At 66.2% G+C, this 1,179-nt stretch carries 1 pseudogene; it reads right to left on the bottom strand.

Annotated elements, in window-relative coordinates:
• Nucleotides 1-796, bottom strand: a pseudogene (locus tag FAB82_RS04200) (IS256 family transposase); the annotation flags it as partial.
• Nucleotides 797-1,179 lie beyond the last annotated feature (383 nt).

Genomic DNA, 1,179 nt, shown 5'->3' with positions numbered 1-1,179 from the left:
TCTCGGTGAGGACGTCGAACGCGGCGCGGGCGTCGGCCTCGGAAGCGGCCTGGTAGATCGGTTTCAGGTTCCGCCGCAGCGCGTCCCAGTCGCGTTTGGAGGCGTAGCGGTAGGAGTTGCGCAGCAGATGAACGATGCAGGTCTGGACCTGCGCTTCGGGCCAGACCGCCTCGATCGACTCCGGCAGGCCCTTGAGGCCGTCGCAGACGACCATGAGGGTGTCCTTGACGCCGCGGTTGCGCAGTTCGGTGAGAACCCGGAGCCAGTACTTGGCGCCTTCGCCGTCGCCCGGCTCGCCGGCCCAGAGCCCGAGCAGGTCGCGTTTCCCTTCGACGGTGACACCGAGTGCAAGGTAGATCGGCCGGTTGGCGACGGTGCCCTCGCGGATCTTCACGCGGATCGCGTCGATGAAGATCACCGGGTAGACCTCGTCGAGGGGCCGGTTCTGCCACTCGCGCATGCCCTCCAGCATGGTGTCGGTGATGGTGGAGATGGTCGTCTTCGAGACTCGGGCGCCGTAGACCTCGGACAGGTGGGCCGAGATCTCCCCGCTCGTGAGGCCCTTGGCCGAGAGCGAGCAGACCATCTCCTCGACCCCGGCCAGGCGGCGTTGCCGTTTGGCGACGATCTTCGGATCGAACGAGCCGTCCCGGTCGCGCGGCACGTTGATCTCGACCGGCCCGATGTCGGTGGTGATGGTCTTGGCCCGGTGGCCGTTGCGGGAGTTCTGCCCGTCGCGGCCGGCCGCGTCGTGCTTGTCGTAGCCGAGGTGGTCGGCTATCTCGCCCTCGAACGCGGGGCTTGATCCCTTGGTGTTGACACCGTCCTATGCGGCGCGGGCTAGGTTAGCTCGCCGCATCTCGTAATCGATCGGTGAAATCTGGCCGAGAGACGCCTGGACCGCCTGCGCACGCAGGTCTTCCATCGCGATCTCGACGAGGCCTGGGCCGACACGGCCGCCTACTTGCGCGAGCACGTAGGGGTTCGGGTCGCGATGTTGGAGAAGTAGAACGTGTCTCCGGGGCGGCACAGGCGGGACAGAGTGGTGCGAATCAGGGCTCGGGCGAAGCGCGTTCTGCACTCGTCAAGACCCTGACAGCGGACCGTGCCCACCGGGCACGGTTAAGTTCGAAGACCCCTGATGGTCTCCTTCACAGAGGTTGAGACCAACTTATGCTC

The sequence above is a fragment of the Glycomyces buryatensis genome (assembly GCF_004912275.1).
Classification (GTDB): domain Bacteria; phylum Actinomycetota; class Actinomycetes; order Mycobacteriales; family Micromonosporaceae; genus Glycomyces; species Glycomyces buryatensis.
This window is presented reverse-complemented; position numbering and strand designations above follow the sequence as displayed.